This window comes from Streptomyces sp. WZ-12, assembly GCF_028898845.1.
Taxonomy (GTDB): Bacteria; Actinomycetota; Actinomycetes; order Streptomycetales; family Streptomycetaceae; genus Streptomyces.
The window spans coordinates 3,333,911-3,352,939 of the sequence record NZ_CP118574.1 but is presented as its reverse complement, the minus strand read 5'-3'; the positions used below and the strand labels follow the sequence as shown (position 1 = coordinate 3,352,939).

At 73.7% G+C, this 19,029-nt stretch carries 18 protein-coding genes and 2 tRNA genes; 13 read left to right on the top strand and 7 right to left on the bottom strand.

Annotated elements, in window-relative coordinates:
- Positions 1-84 precede the first annotated feature (84 nt).
- The 3 genes from PV796_RS14025 to PV796_RS14015 all read left to right on the top strand — a co-directional run bounded on the left by PV796_RS14025 (position 85) and on the right by PV796_RS14015 (position 2,394).
- A tRNA-Met gene (locus tag PV796_RS14025) sits at positions 85-158 on the top strand.
- 207 nt (positions 159-365) lie between these two features.
- Positions 366-2,201 carry a tetratricopeptide repeat protein gene (locus PV796_RS14020; protein ID WP_274913399.1) on the top strand — a complete coding sequence of 612 codons (1,836 nt, stop codon included), beginning with the start codon at positions 366-368 and terminating at the stop codon, positions 2,199-2,201.
- Positions 2,202-2,320: 119 nt separating this feature from the next.
- A tRNA-Met gene (locus PV796_RS14015) sits at positions 2,321-2,394 on the top strand.
- Positions 2,395-2,812: 418 nt separating this feature from the next.
- Here PV796_RS14015 and PV796_RS14010 read toward each other — a convergent pair.
- The gene (locus tag PV796_RS14010) at positions 2,813-3,232 is read right to left on the bottom strand and encodes a Fur family transcriptional regulator (protein ID WP_274913398.1); all 420 of its coding nucleotides are present in this window, start codon (positions 3,230-3,232) and stop codon (positions 2,813-2,815) included.
- 161 nt (positions 3,233-3,393) lie between these two features.
- On the opposite strand from PV796_RS14010, the gene PV796_RS14005 reads away from it, so the two are divergent.
- The gene (locus PV796_RS14005; protein WP_274913397.1) at positions 3,394-4,857 is read left to right on the top strand and encodes a catalase; all 1,464 of its coding nucleotides are present in this window, start codon (positions 3,394-3,396) and stop codon (positions 4,855-4,857) included.
- Between the two features lie 174 nt (positions 4,858-5,031).
- On the opposite strand, the gene PV796_RS14000 is transcribed toward PV796_RS14005, so the two are convergent.
- Together PV796_RS14000 and hisN are read right to left on the bottom strand one after the other, a co-directional pair.
- Positions 5,032-5,430 carry a CBS domain-containing protein gene (locus PV796_RS14000; protein ID WP_274919020.1) on the bottom strand — a complete coding sequence of 133 codons (399 nt, stop codon included), beginning with the start codon at positions 5,428-5,430 and terminating at the stop codon, positions 5,032-5,034.
- A gap of 202 nt (positions 5,431-5,632) precedes the next feature.
- Entirely contained in the window at positions 5,633-6,436 is an 804-nt protein-coding gene (hisN, locus tag PV796_RS13995) for a histidinol-phosphatase (RefSeq protein WP_274913395.1), read from the bottom strand.
- A gap of 183 nt (positions 6,437-6,619) precedes the next feature.
- On the opposite strand from hisN, the gene PV796_RS13990 reads away from it, so the two are divergent.
- Positions 6,620-7,258, top strand: a complete 639-nt coding sequence (locus PV796_RS13990) for a TetR/AcrR family transcriptional regulator (RefSeq protein ID WP_274913394.1) — start codon at positions 6,620-6,622, stop codon at positions 7,256-7,258.
- Between the two features lie 42 nt (positions 7,259-7,300).
- On the opposite strand, the gene PV796_RS13985 is transcribed toward PV796_RS13990, so the two are convergent.
- From PV796_RS13985 to PV796_RS13970, 4 genes are all read right to left on the bottom strand, one after another.
- Positions 7,301-7,624, bottom strand: a complete 324-nt coding sequence (locus tag PV796_RS13985; protein ID WP_274913393.1) for a DMT family transporter — start codon at positions 7,622-7,624, stop codon at positions 7,301-7,303.
- Between the two features lie 159 nt (positions 7,625-7,783).
- Entirely contained in the window at positions 7,784-8,791 is a 1,008-nt protein-coding gene (gene rsgA / locus PV796_RS13980) for a ribosome small subunit-dependent GTPase A (RefSeq protein WP_274913392.1), read from the bottom strand.
- A 13-nt stretch (positions 8,792-8,804) separates the two neighbouring features.
- Positions 8,805-10,154 (bottom strand): 3-phosphoshikimate 1-carboxyvinyltransferase, encoded by a 1,350-nt coding sequence (gene aroA / locus PV796_RS13975; RefSeq protein ID WP_274913391.1) that lies wholly within the window; start codon positions 10,152-10,154, stop codon positions 8,805-8,807.
- A 175-nt stretch (positions 10,155-10,329) separates the two neighbouring features.
- Positions 10,330-11,043 carry a M50 family metallopeptidase gene (locus PV796_RS13970; protein ID WP_274913389.1) on the bottom strand — a complete coding sequence of 238 codons (714 nt, stop codon included), beginning with the start codon at positions 11,041-11,043 and terminating at the stop codon, positions 10,330-10,332.
- A 43-nt stretch (positions 11,044-11,086) separates the two neighbouring features.
- Here PV796_RS13970 and PV796_RS13965 point away from each other — a divergent pair, with 43 nt between their 5' ends.
- From PV796_RS13965 to def, 8 genes are all read left to right on the top strand, one after another.
- Positions 11,087-11,917, top strand: a complete 831-nt coding sequence (locus tag PV796_RS13965) for an SOS response-associated peptidase (RefSeq protein ID WP_274913388.1) — start codon at positions 11,087-11,089, stop codon at positions 11,915-11,917.
- Between the two features lie 54 nt (positions 11,918-11,971).
- A complete protein-coding gene (locus tag PV796_RS13960) occupies positions 11,972-12,619 on the top strand; it encodes an alpha/beta hydrolase family protein (protein ID WP_274913387.1) in 648 nt (215 codons plus the stop codon).
- Between the two features lie 340 nt (positions 12,620-12,959).
- Positions 12,960-13,664, top strand: a complete 705-nt coding sequence (locus PV796_RS13955; protein ID WP_274919018.1) for a sigma-70 family RNA polymerase sigma factor — start codon at positions 12,960-12,962, stop codon at positions 13,662-13,664.
- Entirely contained in the window at positions 13,661-14,053 is a 393-nt protein-coding gene (rsrA, locus tag PV796_RS13950) for a mycothiol system anti-sigma-R factor (RefSeq protein WP_274913386.1), read from the top strand. The genes PV796_RS13955 and rsrA overlap by 4 nt, the downstream gene beginning before the upstream one ends.
- Positions 14,054-14,247: 194 nt before the next feature.
- Positions 14,248-15,654: an HD-GYP domain-containing protein gene (locus PV796_RS13945; protein WP_274913385.1), complete on the top strand. Its 1,407-nt coding sequence runs from the start codon at positions 14,248-14,250 to the stop codon at positions 15,652-15,654.
- Positions 15,651-16,970 carry an HD-GYP domain-containing protein gene (locus PV796_RS13940; protein ID WP_274913384.1) on the top strand — a complete coding sequence of 440 codons (1,320 nt, stop codon included), beginning with the start codon at positions 15,651-15,653 and terminating at the stop codon, positions 16,968-16,970. The genes PV796_RS13945 and PV796_RS13940 overlap by 4 nt, the downstream gene beginning before the upstream one ends.
- A gap of 325 nt (positions 16,971-17,295) precedes the next feature.
- Entirely contained in the window at positions 17,296-18,294 is a 999-nt protein-coding gene (locus PV796_RS13935; protein WP_274913383.1) for a tetratricopeptide repeat protein, read from the top strand.
- A gap of 100 nt (positions 18,295-18,394) precedes the next feature.
- Positions 18,395-19,024 carry a peptide deformylase gene (gene def, locus PV796_RS13930; RefSeq protein WP_274913382.1) on the top strand — a complete coding sequence of 210 codons (630 nt, stop codon included), beginning with the start codon at positions 18,395-18,397 and terminating at the stop codon, positions 19,022-19,024.
- Positions 19,025-19,029: the final 5 nt, after the last annotated feature.

Here is a 19,029-nt window from a genome sequence, read left to right as displayed (position 1 = left end):
GGTGGCCGCCGGCGCGAACCGGCGGCCACCGCGCACCGAGTGTCAATCGCGGCCCCGTGGCGTGATACGTTGGAGTCACAACGGCGCGGGGTGGAGCAGCTCGGTAGCTCGCTGGGCTCATAACCCAGAGGTCGCAGGTTCAAATCCTGTCCCCGCTACTGAAGACCAAGGCCCGGATTCCTTGAGGATCCGGGCCTTTGTCATGCGTTCGTGTCAAAGCGGCCGACAGGCGGGTCGGACGCCCCATGTGGGAAAGCTGTGTGCTTGAGTTTGGCATGTCGCCGTGTCGGGAAGTCGACAAACCGCTGAAGTGACCTCACTTGCTGCGGTATACCAGGTGTACGTGCGTTACAGGTGATGCGACGATGGTTCTTATGGGGGACAAGGCAAGGTTGTTGGAGACGGACCGGTTTGTGCAGGCGCCCGACGACGGGCGCGATTCCGAGAAGGCGATGGACGCGATGGAGGCCGACGGCACGGCCGAGGCGTCCGACGCGGTGACCGAGTCCGGCTACCGCCGCGCCGCCGAGGCGGGCGACACCGCCGCCATGAGCGCCCTGGGCGCACTGCTGTTGCGCCGTGCCGATCTGGACGGCGCCGAACCTCACCTGCGCTCCGCGGCCGCCGCGGGGGACCGGGCCGCGGCCAACAACCTCGGCGTCCTCCTGCACCAGCGGGGCTACGGCGACGAGGCCGCCGGTTGGTGGCGGATCGCCGCCGTCGCCGGTTCCGCCGCCGCGGCGCACGCCCTGGGCCGTCACTACCGCGAGCGCGGCGACGAGCCGGCCGCCGAGTACTGGCTGCGCCAATCCGCCGAGTCCGGCCACTACTTGGGCGCCTACGCCCTCGCCGACCTCCTGGAGCACCGCGGCGACATCGGCGCCGAGCGCTGGTTCCGGGCCGCCGCCGAGCGCGGTCACCGCGAGGCCGCCTACCGCCTGGCCCGGCTCATCGAGGAGGGCCGGGACGCCGAGCGCCGAACGACGCCCGCCTACGGGGAGTTGACCCAGCAGGTCGAGGCCCAGCAGTGGTACCGCCAGGCCGCCGCCCGCGGCCACCGGCGGGCCGCGCTGCAACTGGGCGCGCTGCTGGAGGAGCGCGGCGACATCCAGGAGGCCGGCCGCTGGTACCTCTCCGCGGCCAAGGACGGCGAGGCCCGCGCCGCCTGCGCGTTGGGCTTCCTGCTGCGCGACGCCGGCGACGAGGAGAGCGCCGCCGAGTGGTGGCGGCGCGCGGCCCAGGACGGCGACGGCAACGCGGCCAACGCCCTGGGGGCGCTCCACGCCGACCGCGGTGAACTCCAGACCGCCGAGCGCTGGTACCGCGCCGCGCTGGACGCCGGGGACATCAACGGCGCCTACAACCTCGGCCTGCTCTGCGCCGAGCAGGGCCGGCCCGGCCGGGGCGAACAGTGGTACCGCCGCGCCGCGTACACCGGTCACCGCGAGGCGGCCAACGCGCTGGCGATCCTGCTGCTGCAGCGCGGCGACGCCTCCGGGGCCGAGCCGTGGTTCTCCAAGGCGGCCGAGGCCGGCAGCGTGGACGCCGCGTTCAACCTCGGCATCCTGTTCGCCGGGCGCGGCGAGGAGCGGCTGGCGCTCTCCTGGTACGAGCGCGCGGCGGCCGCCGGGCACACCGAGGCCGCGCTCCAGGTGGCCATAGCGCAACTCCGGGACGGCGAGATCAAGGACGCCGAGCGGAACCTCCGTTGCGCGGCCGGGGGCGGTAGCGCCGAGGCGGCCTTCCGGCTCGCCGACCTGCTGGACCGGCGCTCCGCGGGTGCGGACGGCGAGCGGGCCGAGGGCGACGAGAGCCGGCAGTGGTACGAGCGGGCCGCCCGGCAGGGCCACCGCCGCGCCCAGGTCCGGGTTGGCATGTTCGCGGCGGCTCAGGGTGACGTCGTCGAGGCGGCGAACTGGTACCGCGCGGCGGCCGAGGCCGGCAGCCGCAACGGCGCCTTCAACCTCGGCCTGCTGCTGGCCCGCGAGGGCAGCCTGCCCGAGGCCACCCTGTGGTGGCAGCGCGCCGCCGAGGGCGGGCACGGTCGGGCGGCGCTGCGGCTGGCGCTGATCGCCGCCCGGCGCGGGGCGCTCGCGGAGGCCCAGCGTTGGTGCGCGCGGGCCGTGGAGCTGGGGCCGCCGGAGGTGGCCGAACGGGCGGCCCGGTTGCGGGCGGCGCTCCAGGAGGAACTGAGCGCGTGACGGCGGCAGGGTGCGGTCTGCGCCCGGTGTCCGGGGCCCGGTCCGAGGGCCGGCCCCGGGGCCCCGCGGAGGGAATTTGCGCTGGTCGTCGCGGTGGGGTTAAAGTTGAGACACAACGGCGCGGGGTGGAGCAGCTCGGTAGCTCGCTGGGCTCATAACCCAGAGGTCGCAGGTTCAAATCCTGTCCCCGCTACTGAAACCGAAGGCCCGGATCCTCAAGGATCCGGGCCTTCGGCGTTGTGGGAGTGGCGGCGCCGAGCGCGGTTGGCCGTGCGTGCGGCTGGGGGGCGGGAGGCCCTCTCGCGGTGCGCCTCCCCTGGGTGCGTCGGCCCCGGTTATCAAAACGCGCGACGCGATCAAAGCACTTGGCGCTGCGGCGATATGACGTGCCGTCAGGTGGGGCGACAGGGGAGTGGGCGTCCCGCGCGCGGGCAGGTAGGCGGGCGCGAGGAGTGGCGGGGATGTCGTCGGCTGTCGACTGGGGGCCGGGGTGTCCTGGTCGGCGGCGGGTCGTTGCTCCGTGAGCGGAACGGGGCCGCGGGGTGGCCGAGGGGAGGGCGCGCGGTGGTGGCGGGGGCCTGGGGCGCGGCCCGGACGGGGCCGGGCCCGGGTCAGGACTCGGTGTTGCAGTTGGGGCAGATGCCCCGGTAGGTCACGGTGACCTCGGAGACGTCGAAGCCGTAGCGCTCCGGCTCGGGCAGGGCGGACAGCGGGTCGCCGTGCAGGTGCACGTCGCGGATGGTGCCGCAGCGCGAGCAGACCAGGTGCTGGTGGTCGTGGTGGGCGTTGGGGTCGTAGCGCTTGGCGCGGCCGTCGGTGCTCACCTCGATCACCTCGCCGAGCGAGACCAGTTCGCCGAGGGTGTTGTAGACCGTGGCGCGGGAGATCTCAGGAAGGCGCTCCGACGCCTTGGCGTGCACCTCGTCGGCGGTGTAGTGGACGTGGTCCCCGTCCAGGACCTCGGCGACGACGCGGCGCTGTGCGGTCAGTCGCCAGCCGCGTCCCCGGAGCCGTTCCAGCAGGTCACTCATGCCAATCACCTATCAGTCAGATAGCCACCAGGGTACCAGCGGTCGTCCATCACCGGATTGTGTACGACTTTCGGTCACTTCTTGACTTAGACAATGTCCAATGTAGGATCGGGCTCGGCGAAAGCCAAGGGCAGGTGTACGAAAGACATCAGGAGGCGCACGTGTCGGTAGAGAGCACCACCGGACCGCTGACCACGGAGGCCGGGGCCCCGGTCGCGGACAACCAGAACAGCGAGACGGCCGGCGTCGGCGGCCTCGGTCTGATCCAGGACCAGAACCTGATCGAGAAGCTGGCGCACTTCAACCGCGAGCGCATCCCGGAGCGCATCGTGCACGCCCGCGGCGCCGGCGCGTACGGCACCTTCACCGTGACCGCGGACGTGACGAAGTACACCCGCGCGAAGTTCCTCTCCGAGGTCGGCAAGCAGACCGAGACGTTCCTGCGCTTCTCGACCGTCGCGGGCAACCTCGGTGCGGCCGACGCGGTGCGCGACCCCCGCGGCTTCGCGCTGAAGTTCTACACCGAAGAGGGCAACTACGACCTGGTCGGCAACAACACGCCGGTCTTCTTCATCAAGGACGCCATCAAGTTCCCCGACTTCATCCACACCCAGAAGCGCGACCCGTACACCGGCTCGCAGGAGGCGGACAACGTCTGGGACTTCTGGGGTCTGTCGCCCGAGGCCACCCACCAGGTGACCTGGCTCTTCGGCGACCGCGGCATCCCGGCCAGCTACCGCCACATGAACGGCTACGGCTCGCACACCTTCCAGTGGAGCAACGAGGCGGGCGAGGTCTTCTGGGTCAAGTACCACTTCAAGACCGACCAGGGCATCAAGAGCCTCGTCCAGGACGAGGCCAACAAGCTGGCCGGCGAGGACCCGGACAGCCACCAGCGGGACCTGCGCGAGTCCATCGAGCGCGGTGAGTTCCCGACCTGGACGGTCCAGGTGCAGATCATGCCGGCGGCCGAGGCGGCCAACTACCGCTTCAACCCGTTCGACCTGACCAAGGTCTGGCCGCACGAGGACTACCCGCCGATCGAGATCGGCAAGCTGGAGCTCAACCGCAACCCGGAGAACATCTTCGCCGAGGTCGAGCAGTCGATCTTCTCCCCGCACCACTTCGTGCCGGGCATCGGCCCCTCGCCCGACAAGATGCTCCAGGGCCGCCTGTTCGCCTACGGCGACGCGCACCGCTACCGCGTCGGCATCAACGCCGACCACCTCCCGGTGAACCGCCCGCACGCCACCGAGGCGCGCACCCACGGTCGGGACGGCGTGCTCTACGACGGCCGCCACGCCGGCCAGAAGAACTACGAGCCCAACAGCTTCGGCGGCCCGGTCGAGACCGGCCGGCCGCTGTGGCAGCCGGTCGCGGTCTCCGGCGAGTCCGCCAAGAGCGCGGCGCCCTCGCACGCCGAGGACAACGACTTCGTCCAGGCCGGCAACCTCTACCGCCTGATGTCCGAGGCCGAGAAGGAGCGCCTGATCAACAACCTGGCGGGCTTCATCGCCAAGGTCTCCCGCGACGACATCGCGCAGCGCGCGATCGAGAACTTCCGCAAGGCGGACGCGGACTACGGCAAGCGGCTGGAGGCCGCGGTCCAGGCCCTGCGCGGCTGACGTCCCACGCGCTGCGGCCGCCGCCCGCGCGGTGGTCGCGGCACGGGGCGATCCGTCGTCGCTTGCCGTACATGCCGAAGAGGCCGGAAGCCATGGGGCTCCGGCCTCTTCGCGCGTACGCCGACCCGTGCCCGCACGGGGCGGGCCCGGAGTCGAGGTGCGCGGTGGTGCCCCTCATGCCGCCGCGGCCGCCCGGGCGGGGACGCCGGACCAGCAGCGGATGATGTCGCGGACCGAGACGATGCCGACGGGTTCCATGTCGTCGAGGACGACGAGGTGGCGGAAGCCGCCGCGGACCATGGCGCCCGCCGCGTCGTCCAGGGTCCAGTCGGGGGCCGCGAAGACCACGTCCGAGGTGGTGTGGCCCTGTGCGGTCTCCCGGTCGGGATTCTCGCCCGCGCCAAGGGAGTTGAGGATGTCGCGCTCGGTGAGGATGCCGATGCCGCAGGTGTCGTTGTCGAGGACCACGGCCGCGCCGATGCGGCGGGCCGCCATCAGCCGCGCCGCTTGGCGGAGGGTGTGAGCCGGCCCGATGGTGAGGACCACCGTGCTCATGGCGTCTTTGACGAGCATGGGCATGGAGAAGAGCCACCTCCTTGGGGCTGTGAAAATGCGAAACGATTCACAAATTCACAAAGTGGGGGCTTCTCATATTCACATGCTCCCGGGCGCACAACAAGGGGCAGATGCTGGACGTCAGTCCGAACATCCGCCCCTGTGCAGGTCGGCCGGGGTGTGCGCGGCGTGAAAGCCGGCGCCGGTCACCCGTGCGGGATCAGCTCCGGTCGTCGCCGACGTAGGAGAGCAGGTCCTCGTGGAGCAGGCCGTTGGAGGCCGCCGCGTTGCCGCTGTGTGGGCCGGGTCGGCCGTCGAGTCCGGTGAAGCGCCCGCCGGCCTCCTGGACGATCACCGCACAGGCCGCCATGTCCCAGAGCGACAACTCCGGCTCCGCGCAGATGTCCACGGTCCCCTCGGCGACCATCATGTACGGCCAGAAGTCCCCGTAGGCGCGGGTGCGCCAGCAGTCTCGGGACAGGTTGAGGAAGTTGGGGAGCTTGCCGCGCTCCTCCCAGCCGGTCAGCGAGGAGTAGGCGAAGGACGCGTCCTGCATGCGGCCGACCTGGGAGGCCTGCAGCCGGGTCGCCGAGGTCAGGCTGCGGCCGGTGAAGGCGCCGAGGCCCTCCGCGGCCCACCAGCGACGGTTCAGCGCCGGCGCGGAGACCAGCCCGACGACCGGGCGGTCGCCGCCCTCGCCGCGCTCCATCAGGGCGATCAGGGTCGCCCAGACCGGCACCCCGCGCACGTAGTTCTTGGTGCCGTCGATCGGGTCGATGATCCAGCGGCGCGGGCCCGAGCCCTCGCTGCCGAACTCCTCGCCGAGCACCGCGTCCCGCGGCCGGGCGCGCTGGAGGTGGCTGCGGATCAGTTCCTCGGCGGACTTGTCCGCCTCGGTCACCGGGGTCATGTCCGGTTTGGTCTCCACCTTGAGGTCGAGGGCCTTGAACCGTTCCATGGTCGCGGCGTCCGCGGCGTCCGCCAGGACGTGTGCCAGGCGAAGATCATCGTGATAGTCGGGCATGGGCGAACAGTATCGACTGGTATGCGCGGGAGCCACACGGCCATGCCGCGCTCATCGGGTGGTCCGCCCGTCGGCGTCGGTCGGGTTCGCGCCGGCGGTGCCCGTAGCGGGTCTTGACAGTCCCTGACGGTGCGTCAATTCTGTGAGCTGGCCCACAAGTCGGGTGGGTCGGGGAGGTGGCGGATGCCCTCGGCGCGTGAGGCCCTGCTGGACGCCGCCTATGCGGCGCTGCTGAACCGGGCCTGGGTGGAGGTCCGGATGGTGGAGGTGGCGACGGCGGCCGGGGTCTCCCGGCAGACGCTCTACAACGCCTTCGGCAGCAAGGAGGGGTTGGCCCGCGCGCTGGTCAGCCGGGAGACCGAGAGCTATCTGACCGGGGTGGAGCGGGCGCTGGCCGTCGGAGGCCCGGACGGCCTGGACGGCCCGGCGGGCGACGCGGCCGCGCGGGTGGCCGCCGCGGCCGCCTGGACGCTGCGCGCCGCGCGGACGAATCCGCTGGTCAAGGCGGCGCTGACGGGATGTTGGGGGGAGCGGCTGCCGGCCGGGCAGACCGGGCCGGCGGAACTCGTCGGGCACTTCCGCGACCGGGCGGTGGCGGCGTTGGCGCCCGGCCGGCCCCGGGAGGAACTGCCGGCCCTGGGGACCGCCTGCGAGACCGCGGCCCGGTTGACGCTGTCCTGTGTGATCGTCCCGGCGGGACCGGCACCGGACGCGGCGCCGGCGGGGGCGTCCGCGCAGGTGCCGCGGCAGCGGGCGCCGGAGGCCGAGACCGAGGCGGTCGGCCGGCTCGTCCGGAAGGCGTTCGCCGGGCTCACGGCCTGATGGCGCGTTCCCACCGGCCGCCTGTGCGTGCTTCGACGTGCTTCAGTGCGCCGAGCCGGACAGTTGGAGCCCGATCACCCCGACGACCACCAGCGTGATGGAGACGATCTTCAACGTGGAGACCAGGTCGCCGAGGAAGATCATGCCGTAGATCGCGGTGCCGGCCGCGCCGATGCCGGTCCACACCGCGTACGCCGGGCCGACGTCCAGCTTCCGCAGCGCCAGGGTCAACAGGCCGAAGCTGCCCAGCGCGAAGACGGCGAAGGCGACCGTGGGGTAGAGGCGGGTGAAGCCGTGCGAGAGCTTGAGGCAGACCGCGAAGCCGGTCTCCAGCAGCCCCGCCACCACGACCAGCAGCCACGCCATATCCCACGCCTCCGTCAGCTCGGGGCCGCGCCAGCCGGTTGAGCACTTCTGGCGGGGCCGGACCGGATCGGACGGGAATGGACCGGACCAGACCGGACCGCGTCCTGGTTGAAGGCGATTATGCCCGCGGTCCGGATGGTCGGCAGGGGATCGCCGCGCTCAGTCGCCCTCGCGCCGCTCGCGGGTGGCCAGCAGCCGGCGCAGGGAATACAGGCGGGCCGGGTCCGCGTGCCCCTCGGCCACCCAGGCGTCCAGCGCGCAGTCCGGCTCGTCGTGGCTGCACGCCCGGGGGCACTCGGCGGTGCCGGGATCCAGGTCCGGGAAGGCGTTGATGACCCGGGACGGGTCGATGTGGGCCAGCCCGAAGGAGCGGACGCCCGGGGTGTCGATGACCCAGCCGGTGTCGTCCGGGAGCGGCAGCGCCAGCGCCGAGGTGGTGGTGTGCCGGCCGCGGCCGGTGACCGCGTTGACGTGCCCGGTGGCCCGGCGGCGCTCCGGCACCAGGGCGTTGACCAGGGTCGTCTTGCCCACCCCGGAGTGCCCCACGAACGCCGTCATCCGGCCGGTCAGCTTCTCCCGGACCCGCTCGGCGGCGGCGCCGTCGGCCAGCTCCTCGCGGTTGGTGACGACGTACGGGACGCCGAGCGCACCGTAGGACTCCAGCAGGGTGTCCGGCGGCGCCAGGTCGGACTTGGTCAGCACCAGGAGCGGGTCCAGCCCCGCGTCGTAGGCGGCGACCAGGCAGCGGTCGATCAGCCGGGGGCGGGGCTCGGGGTCGGCGAGCGCGGTGACGATCGCGAGCTGGTCGGCGTTGGCGACCACCACCCGCTCGAACGGGTCGTCGTCGTCGGCGGTGCGGCGCAGCGTGGAGGAGCGCGTCTCGACCCGGACTATCCGGGCCAGGGTGTCCTTGTCGCCGCTCAGGTCGCCGACCACCGCGACCCGGTCGCCGACCACCGCGCTCTTGCGGCCCAGCTCGCGGGCCTTCATGGCGGTGACCGTCCGGCCCTCGATCAGGCAGGTCAGGCGGCCCCGGTCGACGGTCAGGACCAGGCCCTCGCGGGCGTCCTCGTGCTTGGGCCGGATGCTCGTCCGCGGGCGGTTGCCCTTGCGGTTGGGGCGGACGCGGACGTCGTCCTCATCGGGGTTCTTGCCGTAGCGGCGCATCGTGCGACGACCCTCACGCTCTCCGGGCGGGGGCCGACGTCGGGTCGAGCATCCGTGTCCACAGCGCCGGGAAGTCCGGCAGGGTCTTGGCGGTGGTGGCGACGTTCTCCACCTCCACGCCCTCGACGGCCAGGCCGATGATCGCGGCGGCGGTGGCCAGCCGGTGGTCCTCGTAGGTGTGGAAGATCCCGCCGTGCAGCGGGCGCGGCCGGATGTGCAGGCCGTCGGCGGTCTCGGTGACGTCGCCGCCGAGCTCGTTGAGCTCCTTGGTGAGCGCGGCCAGGCGGTCGGTCTCGTGCAGCCGGAGGTGGGCCACCCCGCGCAGCGTGGAGGGCGAGTCGGCGAGCGCGGCGAGGGCGGCGATGCCCGGGGTCAGCTCGCCGACCTCGCCGAGGTCGACGTCGATGCCGTGGATCCGGCCGCTGCCGGTGAGGGTCAGGCCGTCGTCGGTCAGCTCGCAGGAGCCGCCCATGGCGGTGAAGATCTCGCGCAGCGCGTCGCCGGGCTGGGTGGTGTGCTCGGGCCAGTCCGGGATGGTGACCTTGCCGCCGGTGACCAGGGCCGCGGCCAGGAACGGCTGGGCGTTGGAGAGGTCCGGCTCGACGACCAGGTCGCGGCCGAGCAGCGCGCCGGGGGTGACCCGCCAGACGTTCGGCTCGCCGCCGGCCTCCGGGGTGTCCACCTGGGCGCCGACGCTGCGCAGCATGTCGACGGTCATCCGGATGTGCGGCATCGAGGGCAGCGCCGCGCCGACGTGCCGGACCTCGACGCCCTGGTTGAAGCGGGGGGCGGACAGCAGCAGGGCGCTGACGAACTGGGAGGACGAGGAGGCGTCGATCTCCACCGCGCCGCCCTCCAGGGCACCGCCGCCGAAGACCGTCATCGGGAGCGCACCGCGGTTGTCGTCGTCGATCCGGGCGCCGAGGGCGCGCAGCGCGTCGATGACGCCGCCCAGCGGGCGCTCGTAGCAGCGCGGGTCGCCGTCGAAGCGGACCGGGCCGTCGGCGAGCGCGGCGACCGGGGGCAGGAAGCGCATGACCGTGCCGGCGTTGCCGACGTCGATGGTGGCGGGGCCGTGCAGGCCGGCGGGGATGATCCGCCACGCCTCGCCGCCGGAGTCGGCGGAGCCCGAGGAGACGGTCTCCTCGATGCCGACGCCCATGGCGCGCAGCGCCTCGGCCATCAGCAGGGTGTCGCGGGAGCGCAGCGGGCGGCGCAGCCAGCCGGGCTCGGAGGACAGCGCGGCCAGCACCAGGCCGCGGTTCGTGACCGATTTGGAGCCGGGCACGGTGACGGTCGCATCGACCGCCCCCGGGGCTACGGGGGCGGGCCACAGGGCGGGGGGAGCGGGGCTCTCGGTCATGCCCTTACTTTAATGGCTGGACAAGGGTGCCGATCTTGATCAAAAGCGGCGCAACCTGTGCGAAACACGTCCCTGCCAGTACAACCGCAGGCAGGTGGCGTCTTCGGGGCAACCGGGGCGCGGGAGACATACGGAATGTGGGTTACCGGATGTCATCGAGAGGGGCATCGGCTCCTCATATACCGAGCAGCCAGCGCCCGCCGCCCATCAGGGAGCAGACCGTCACCACGTGGAAGAAACCGAGCCAGACCGCGGCCGGGACGTGGGTGAGCCGCGCCAACTGGTCGGGGTCGGAGTCCACGGCGCCGCCGCGGCGCCGCTTCCCCTGGAGCTCGAACGGCGGCCGCACCCCGCCCAGCAGCAGGAACCACACCACCGCGTACGCGAACACCGCCTGCACCTGGGGATCGGTCAGCCAGGACACCAACAGGAAGGTGCCGCCGGCCAGTACGACGGTGAGCACGCCGTACGCGTTGCGGATCATCACCAGCATCGCCAGCAGCAGCGCGGTGGCCCCCCACAGCAGCGCCGTGATGTGCCCGGCGGCCAGCAGCGCGGCGCCGGCCAGGCCCAGCAGGGACGGCGCTATGTAGCCGGCCGCGGCGGTCAGGATCATGCCGAGGCCGTGCGGCTTGCCCCGGGAGACCGTCAACCCCGAGGTGTCCGAGTGCAGTTGGATGCCGTCCAGCCGGCGGCCGGTGAGCAGGGCGATCAGCCCGTGGCCGCCCTCGTGGGCGATGGTGACGGCGTTCCGCGACAGCCGCCAGGCGGTGCGCGGGACGATGGCCCCCAGGGCCAGCACGCCGGTGACGATCACCAGCCAGAGCGTCGGGCCGGGTTGGGCCGAGACGACCCGGTCCCAGACGTCGGTGATGCTGTGGGTGTCCATGGTCTCCGCGTCTCCCTTCGACGTGCATGGCAGTGTGGCATGCATGTGCGGTAGGTATGCAGCGAGCCGGAAGCCCGAGGACCTGGTGGGGATCTTCGGCGTTCAGCAGTGGGAGCCCACGGAGACCCTGGCGCCCAGTTGGAACATCGCCCCGACGGACAGCGTGCAGGCGGTGCTGGAACGTCCCCTCAAGGGCGAGGCGGCCGCCGCCTTCCCGCCGGGACCGGTGCGTCAACTGCGGACGCTCAAGTGGGGCCTGGTCCCGTCGTGGGCGAAATCACCCGAGGGCGCCGCGCGGATGATCAACGCGCGGGCCGAGACGGTGCACGAGAAGCCGTCGTTCCGGCAGGCGTTCGCCGCGCGCCGCTGCCTGCTCCCCGGGGACGGCTACTTCGAGTGGGTCACCGGCGCCGGCGAGCGGGAGCTGGAGGAGCAGGGGCGCAAGAAGCGGCCCCGCAAGCAGCCGTACTTCGTCACGCCCGCGGACGGCTCGGTGATGGCGATGGCCGGCCTCTACGAGTTCTGGCGGGACCGCACCCTGCCCGGGGACCACCCGCTGGCCTGGTGGGTGACCTGCACGGTCGTCACCACCGAGGCCGAGACCACGCCGCTGGCCGGGGCCGCCGGCGGCGAGGGCCCGCAGTCGCTCGCCGCCATCCACCCGCGGATGCCGCTGGTGCTGCCGCCGGACCGCTGGGACGCCTGGCTGGACCCGACCCGCACCGACCCCGACGACCTGCGCGCCCTGCTGGCCCCGCCGCCGCCCGGTCTGATGCGCGCCTACCCGGTCCCCACCGACGTCAGCAACGTCCGCAACAACGGTCCCGAGCTGGTCACCGAGCTCGACGGCCCCGAGGTCGGCACGCTGTTCTGAGCCGCCGGGCGGGCCGGACCGCCCCGCGCGGTGCACCGCGGGCAGGATGGGCGTATGAGCACGAGGGCGAACGAGAGCGAGACAATCACGACGCCGGCGGGCGACGCCCGGATCTCCTGGTACCGCGAGGCCGAACCGGCCCGGGCCGTGGTCGCCGTGAGCCACGGCGCCGGCGGCGGCATCGAGGCCCGCGACCTGGTGGCCCTGGCGGCCGCGCTGCCGGCCCGCGGCTACCCGGTGGCGCTGGTCGAGCAGCCGTGGCGGGTGGCCGGCAAGAAGGTGGCGCCCGCGCCGAAGACCCTGGACGCGGCCTGGACCGCGCTGTGGCCGGCGCTCACCAAGCCCGGGCTGCCGGTGGTCGCGGGCGGGCGGAGCGCCGGTGCCCGGGTGGCCTGCCGCACGGCCCGCGAGCTGGGCGCGCACGCCGTACTGGCGCTGAGCTTCCCGCTGCACCCGCCGGGCAAGCCGGAGAAGTCCCGGGTCGAGGAGCTGACCGGCGCCGGGGTGCCGACCCTGGTGGTGCAGGGCGGCCGGGATCCGTTCGGGCGGCCCGCGGAGTTCCCCGCGGGCACCGAGATCACCGAGGTGGCCCACGGGGACCACGGCTTTGCGGTGCCGAAGTCGGCCGGGGTGACCGAGGCGGAGTCGATGACGGCGCTCACCGACGCGGTGCTGGCATGGCTGGACGGCGTGTGCGGGTGACCCGGTCCGGGCGGTGCGGCAGCGGGTGACCGCGGGCCCCGGCGTCGCCCGCCGCGGTTCGCGTGCGGAAATGGCCGGCCGAGCCGGGAATGATCAGGCGGGGTGCCGCTGTTGTGCCATGCGTAGGCAGTGGAGCACGTTCAGCGCGCAACGAGGAATGGGAGTCCGCCGCATGGGAATCGCTTGCCCGGCCCGCCCGGCCGCCGACCTGCAGTGGCCGAAGATGCAGGTGACCCAGTCCGCCCTGGTTGGAGCGGCGGGGGCACCGGATCGTCGTCTATTCTCCGAATCGAGAGGGCCCGCGGCGCAGGCAGCGGGGTCCGCCACGGTGTTGGAGGAGGTGGGTCCGGTCACCGGAGCCGACGAAGGGACCGACGGCCCGGCCGCGGAGCAGACCGCGGGCGGGGCGGAGAGCGACGCCGAGCGCAATGCGCGCTTCGAGCGGGACGCCCTCGGCTTCCTGGACCAGATGTACTCCGCCGCCCTGCGCATGACGCGCAATCCGGCCGATGCGGAGGACCTGGTGCAGGAGACCTACGCCAAGGCGTACGCGTCCTTCCACCAGTTCCGGGAGGGCACCAACCTCAAGGCATGGCTGTACCGGATCCTCACCAACACCTTCATCAACTCGTACCGCAAGAAGCAGCGTGAGCCGCAGCGCAGCGCCGCCGACGAGATCGAGGACTGGCAGCTCGCGCGCGCGGAGTCCCACATGTCGACGGGGCTGCGCTCCGCCGAGTCGCAGGCGCTGGACCACCTCCCGGACTCGGACGTGAAGGCCGCGCTCCAGGCGATCCCGGAGGAGTTCCGGATCGCCGTCTACCTCGCGGACGTTGAGGGCTTTGCGTACAAGGAGATCGCGGACATCATGGGGACACCCATCGGCACGGTGATGTCCCGTCTCCACCGCGGTCGTCGCCAACTGCGCGGCCTGCTGGAGGATTACGCCCGTGAGCGCGGGCTGGTCCCGGCGGGGGCGGCTGCCGCCGAGGCGCAGTCCGCGGGCACGCCGGAGTCGCACGACCGGAAAGGCTCGGGATCATGAGCTGCGGAGAGCCGCACGAGAAGGACTGCTCAGAGGTCCTTGACCACCTTTACGAGTATCTCGACCGGGAGATGCCGGCCGGCGAGTGCGCCGAGTTCCAGGTCCATCTCGACGAGTGCTCGCCGTGCCTGGAGAAGTACGGCCTGGAGCAGGCCGTCAAGAAGCTGGTCAAGCGCTGCTGCGGGCACGACGACGTCCCCACCGACCTGCGCTCCAAGGTCATGGGCCGGATCGACCTGATCCGGGCCGGGGAGGCCGTGCCCGAGGTGAGCGTGCTGGACCAGGCGCGGCACGAACAGGCCCAGCGGGAGCGGGCGGACGCCGCCGGCGCCACCCCGCCGCCCGCTTCGCAGGCCGACCCGGCGGGCAACACCGCGCACGCCGAGTAGGACCCCGCCCCGACGTCCGCGCGCCGAACAGGCGCGCGTCGCACTCACCCCTGGGAGTGAGGGCAGCGCGGTCCGTCCCACCCGATTCATCGATGCGCCCCCCGTGGCGCCCCCGTCCCTCTATCCTCACCGGACCCCGAGGCACGCGGCGCTCCGCCGCGACGGAGAGCGTCGGGCAGGGTGAGGAGGGCGCGATGCGGGAACTCCCGACGGCCGCGCGGGTCTACATCGGCTGCGCCGCCCTGGCCGCGGCGCTCTGCGCGGCCCCCGCGGTACGGCTCGGCGCCGCCGCCCCCTGGACCGGCGCCCTGGCCCTCGGCACCCTGCACGGCCTGTGCGAGCGGATCCGCCGCTGCCCGTTGACCGACGGAGCGCAGCGCCCCGCCCCGGGCCCCGACGGGCCGCCCGGCACCTTCCCGCCGGGCTGGGCCGCCCCCGTACTGCTCGCCGGATCCTTCCTGTTGCCCCCACCGCTGGCCGCCCTGGTGGCCGTCCCCGGTGCCGCGCTGGCCCCGGCCGCCCGGCCCTGGCCGGCCGCCCGCCGTCTCTGGCACACCGCCGAACTCGCCCTCGCCGCCTGGGCGTCGGCCCAGGTCTTCCGGGCCGTCGGTCCCGTCGCGCCGGCCGCGGCCCCCTTCCCGGAGCTGCTGCCGCCCGCCCTGGCCGGTGCCGGCGCCTGCTGCGCCGTCCTGGTCGGGCTGGGTGGCGGGGTGCTGGTCCTCGCCGAGCGGCATCCGGTGCGCACCGCCTGGCGCGGTCCCGCGGTCCGGCTGCCGCTGGCGTACCTCGTCCACGGGCTGACCGGGCTGATGATGGCGGTGCTCTGGCGCAGCGCCTACGGGCCGCCCGCGGCGCTGTTGGTGCTGCTGCCGGTCCATCTGACCTGCTGGGCGTGGGCCCAGTACCAGCGCGAACGGGCCGCCCACCAGGCCACCGTCCGCGCCCTCGTCCAGGCCGTCGACCTCAAGGACCGCTACACCCGCGGGCACAGCGAGCGGGTCGGCCGGGCCTCGGTGCTGATCGCCCGGGAGTTGGGCCTGCCGGAGGACCGGCTGGAGGTGCTGCGGTTCGCCGGGATCCTGCACGACGTCGGCAAACTCGGCGTGCCCACCCGGGTGTTGCGGAAGGACGGGCCGCTGACACCGGAGGAGCGGCGGATCATCGAGCTGCACCCGGAGTACGGGCACGAGATCGTCCGCGGCATCGGCTTCCTGGGCGAGGCCAGGGCGGCGATCCTCCACCACCACGAGCGGATGGACGGCAGCGGCTACCCCTACGGCCTGACCGGCGCCCACATCCCCGAGTGCGCCCGGGTGGTGGCGGTCGCCGACGCCTTCGACGCGATGACCTCCACCCGCTCCTACCGCCGCGCCCGCCCGGTGTCGGCCGCCGTCGCCGAGCTCCGCCGGTGCGCCGGGACGCAGTTCGACCCGCGGATGGTCCGGGCGCTGGCCGACGCCCTGGACCGGCACGGCTGGCGCCCCGAGCGGGTGACCGCGGGGGAGGAGCGGGCGTCGGAACCGGCCCCGGCCGGGCGCGGAAACGTCCCGCCAACTCGGCTGTCCCACGGGCCCGGTGCGGCCCGCGGCGCCGTCCGGTGACCGGCCGACCGGCCGGCTGGCTGCCCGCCCCGGCCGCCGTGCTGGCCGGCTGGGGCCTCGGGCACACCCTGTGGCACGGGATCACCGGGCCGCGCGCCGCGCTGGCCTTCGGGGCGCTGATAGCGGCGGGCGAGGCGGTGCGCCGGGTCCCCGCCGCGGCCGGCCGCGGGCCCGAGCGCCCCGCGGCGCGGTCCGCGCGGGCGCCGTACCCGGACGCCGTCCGCCCGGCGTCCCCGGTGCCCGGCCTCCGGGAGGGCGCCCCGCTCGGCGCGGCCGGGGCGCTCGGCTACGCGCTGCTCGGCGAGGTGGGCGGCCGGCCGGCCGCGCCCGGGGTGCCGCAGACCCTCGCGGTGGTGGTGGCGGCCCAACTGGTCGGCCTCGTCCCGTACTTGCTGCGCGGCGGCGGCCCGGTGCTCGATCCGCTGGCCCGCCGGATGCTGACCGTCGCCTTCGCCGCCACCTGCTGCCAACCCCTCTACGCCGCGGGCGTGTTGCGCGCCGGGGGCGTGGCCGGGCCGGCCCGCCCGCTCTTCCTGGCGGTGCTGCTGGCGCTGACCGCGCTCTGCGACGCGGTGGTGGCGGCCGCGCTGATCCGGGCCAGGACCGGCTGGCCGTACGGGCCGCTGCTGCGCGACGAGTTGCGGGCGCTGCCCGGCATCGGCACCGCCATCTGTGCCACCGGGGTGGTCAGCGCACTGGGCGTGGCCGTCGCCGGCCTGTGGGCACTGCCCGTCTTCTGCCTGCCGCTGCTGCTCGCCCAGAGCGCCTTCCGCCGGTACGCCGCGGTGCGCGCCACCTACCGGCAGACCATCGCCTCGCTGGCCCGGGCCACCGAGGTCGCCGGCTGCACCCCGCCGGGGCACGCCCGCAAGGTGGCCGCGCTCGGCCGCGAGGTGGGGCGCGAACTCGGGCTCGGCGGGCCGGACTTGGAGGTCCTCGAACACGCCGCGCTGATGCACGACATCGGCCAGCTCTCGCTCGTCGACCCGGTACCGGCGGGCGCCACCGCCCCGTTGCCGCCCGCCGAACAGCGCCGGATCGCGCTGCTCGGCGGCGCCGTGGCCCGGCAGACCGGCGCCCCGCCGGAGGTCGCGGTGATTGTCGAGCGGCAGGCCGATCCGTACCGGGAACAGCCGCTCACGGCCCGTATCGTCCGCACCGTCAACGCCTACGAGGACCTGGTGGCGGAGGGCGTGGGGCCCGCGGCGAGACTGCGGGCGCTGGAGCGGCTGCGGCTGGCCACCGCCCGGGACCACGAGCCGCGGGTGGTCGAGGCGCTGGCCCGGGTCCTGGCCCGCGCGGACCGGGCGGGTTGAGGGTCGCCCCGGGCGCGAACACCGGCGGCCCGCGCCCCGTGGCGGGCTCCCGCGCACACCGTTGCGCAGTGTTCCGGGGCCGTCCACCGCCCGGGAACCCATGGGTAATGAGCGGCCCGCGAGATGGGCATGGTTGGATGCGAAGGAAGCCCCCTGAAGGGGGGTTCAGGGGGTCGGCGCAGGGCATGAGCCGCACGGGGGTGCTGTGCACCGGGCTGAGCCCGACGGCAATCTGTGGCAGGTTGTCGAGTGGGTCCCCAGAAGGCCCCGGGCGCCGCCCGGGACACCTCCGGAGCGGCACAAGAGCAACCAGCAGGCGGGAATCGTGAGGATCTTCGGCAAGGTACGGCACCGGCCCTCCGCCTCGTGGCGGCAGGCGACCGACCGGGCTTTCACGCTGATCGGCGACGGCCGTTACGAGGACGCCGGGGCGCTGCTGACCCGCGCGGCGGACATGGAACCCTGGCTGTCGGAGTCCTGGTTCAACCTCGCGCTGCTGCACAAGTTCCGGCACGACTGGGAACAGGCCCGGGCCGCCGGACTGCGCGCGGTGGCGCTGCTGGACCGCGAGACCGGGGCGCCCGACTGGTGGAACGTCGGCATCGCCGCCACCGCCCTCCAGGACTGGCCGTTGGCCCGCCGCGCCTGGCAGGCGTACGGCCTGAAGGTCCCCGGCGAGGGCTCGCCGACCGGGGAGCCGCTGGGGATGGCGCTGGGCAGCGCCGCGGTGCGGCTGTCGCCGGAGGGCGAGGCCGAGGTGGTCTGGGGCCGCCGGCTGGACCCGGCCCGGATCGAGGTGCTCTCCATCCCGCTGCCGTCCTCGGGCCGGCGCTGGGGCGAGGTGGTGCTGCACGACGGCGTTCCGCACGGCGAGCGCACCACCACCGGGGCCGGCGGCGAGACCCGGACGTTCCCGGTCTTCGACGAGATCGAGTTGTGGGCGCCGTCCCCGGTGCCCACCTGGGTGGTGCTCCTGGAGGCCGCCACCGAGGACGACCGGGACGCCCTGGAACAACTGGCCGCCGACGCCGGCTTCGCGGCCGAGGACTGGTCGTCGTCGGTGCGGCTGCTGTGCCGCACCTGCTCCGAGAGCCGGATGCCCAGCGACGAGGGCGACGGCGAGCACCTGGACCCGCACGACCACAGCGAACCGGGCCACCCCGGGCCGCTGGGCCACCGCACCGCGGGCTCCGGCTCGCTGTGGGTCCCCGAGCGCGAGTGCGGGATCGCGGCGCCGGCGGCGTTGGTGCGCGGACTGCTGGACGGCTGGGTCGCGGACAGCCCGGACACCCGGGAGTGGCGCGATCTCGAAGAGGTCTGCTGACGCCGTCGAAGGCGTTTCGACGGCCCCGGAAGCCGTCGCCGGCAACGGATTAGGCTGTAGGGCGTTACCCGAGGGTTTTGCAGGAAGGCGTACGGCGGAGATGGCCCAGCAGGACAGCGAGCAGCAAGCGAGCGACGCGTTCGTCGACGACGTCACGGACGCCAAGGAGCGTGAGGAGGCCCACCGGGAGCGCGGCACCTCCCGTCCGATCACCGTGGTCGGCAATCCCGTGCTCCACAAGGAGTGCAAGGACGTCACCGCGTTCGACGACGAGCTGGCGAAGCTGATCGACGACATGTTCGCCAGCCAGCGCACCGCCGAGGGCGTCGGCCTGGCCGCCAACCAGATCGGCGTGGACCTCAAGGTCTTCGTCTACGACTGCCCGGACGACGAGGGCGCCCGGCACGTCGGCGCGGTCTGCAACCCCGTCCTGGAGGAGCTGCCGGCCGGGCAGCGGGTGCTGGACGACTCCAACGAGGGCTGCCTGTCCGTCCCCGGTGCCTACGCCGCGATGCCGCGCCCGGACTACGCGGTGGTGCGCGGCCAGAACGCCAAGGGCGAGCCGATCGTGGTGCAGGGCACCGGCTACTTCGCGCGCTGCCTCCAGCACGAGACCGACCACCTCTACGGCTACCTCTACATCGACCGGCTCTCCAAGCGGGAGCGCAAGGACGTGCTCAAGCAGATGGCCGAGCAGGAGCCCCGCTACGACGTCGTGCCCAACGACTGAGCGCG

Bases quoted from the DNA above. Each gene is read 5' to 3' on its own strand.
- PV796_RS13945 (WP_274913385.1), top strand. From the start codon at position 14,248: ATGCGGGAACTCCCGACGGCCGCGCGGGTCTACATCGGCTGCGCCGCC.
- rsgA (WP_274913392.1), bottom strand. From the start codon at position 8,791: ATGCGCCGCTACGGCAAGAACCCCGATGAGGACGACGTCCGCGTCCGC.
- PV796_RS14020 (WP_274913399.1), top strand. From the start codon at position 366: ATGGTTCTTATGGGGGACAAGGCAAGGTTGTTGGAGACGGACCGGTTT.
- PV796_RS13960 (WP_274913387.1), top strand. From the start codon at position 11,972: ATGAGCACGAGGGCGAACGAGAGCGAGACAATCACGACGCCGGCGGGC.
- PV796_RS14000 (WP_274919020.1), bottom strand. From the start codon at position 5,430: ATGCTCGTCAAAGACGCCATGAGCACGGTGGTCCTCACCATCGGGCCG.
- PV796_RS13985 (WP_274913393.1), bottom strand. From the start codon at position 7,624: ATGGCGTGGCTGCTGGTCGTGGTGGCGGGGCTGCTGGAGACCGGCTTC.
- def (WP_274913382.1), top strand. From the start codon at position 18,395: ATGGCCCAGCAGGACAGCGAGCAGCAAGCGAGCGACGCGTTCGTCGAC.
- hisN (WP_274913395.1), bottom strand. From the start codon at position 6,436: ATGCCCGACTATCACGATGATCTTCGCCTGGCACACGTCCTGGCGGAC.
- PV796_RS13970 (WP_274913389.1), bottom strand. From the start codon at position 11,043: ATGGACACCCACAGCATCACCGACGTCTGGGACCGGGTCGTCTCGGCC.
- aroA (WP_274913391.1), bottom strand. From the start codon at position 10,154: ATGACCGAGAGCCCCGCTCCCCCCGCCCTGTGGCCCGCCCCCGTAGCC.
- PV796_RS14010 (WP_274913398.1), bottom strand. From the start codon at position 3,232: ATGAGTGACCTGCTGGAACGGCTCCGGGGACGCGGCTGGCGACTGACC.
- PV796_RS13965 (WP_274913388.1), top strand. From the start codon at position 11,087: ATGTGCGGTAGGTATGCAGCGAGCCGGAAGCCCGAGGACCTGGTGGGG.
- rsrA (WP_274913386.1), top strand. From the start codon at position 13,661: ATGAGCTGCGGAGAGCCGCACGAGAAGGACTGCTCAGAGGTCCTTGAC.
- PV796_RS13990 (WP_274913394.1), top strand. From the start codon at position 6,620: ATGCCCTCGGCGCGTGAGGCCCTGCTGGACGCCGCCTATGCGGCGCTG.